Source organism: Seonamhaeicola marinus (assembly GCF_008085455.1).
Genome location: NZ_VSDQ01000500.1, coordinates 1 through 327 on the forward strand (window position 1 = coordinate 1; position 327 = coordinate 327).

Consider the following 327-nt stretch of genomic DNA (forward strand, 5'->3'; position numbering starts at 1 on the left):
ACGAGCTGCATTGGCTAAAATAACACCGTCTTTCATCATGTTAAATTCAGCTTCATCAATAACGTAATCTTTTTGTGCAGGTACGTGTAATGTAATAAAATCGGCTTGTTTTAAAACGTCTTCTTTTGAAATAGTTTCAATATCAAAGTTTACTTTTTGGCCATCAAAAAATTCTAACTCTAAATTAGCTTTTTCTAAAAACGGATCAAATGCAATAACTTTCATGCCGGCGCCTAACGCTACTTTTGCTGTAGCTTGACCAATTCTACCAAAACCTAAAACACCTAAGGTTTTTCCTTTAAGCTCTGTGCCTTTGGCGTATGCTTT

At 34.9% G+C, this 327-nt stretch carries 1 protein-coding gene; it reads right to left on the reverse strand.

Features of this window, described 5'->3' with window-relative positions:
* Positions 1–327, reverse strand: a 327-nt coding sequence (locus FUA24_RS07935; RefSeq protein WP_187388218.1) for an NAD(P)-dependent oxidoreductase, incomplete at both ends; no start/stop codon positions are given.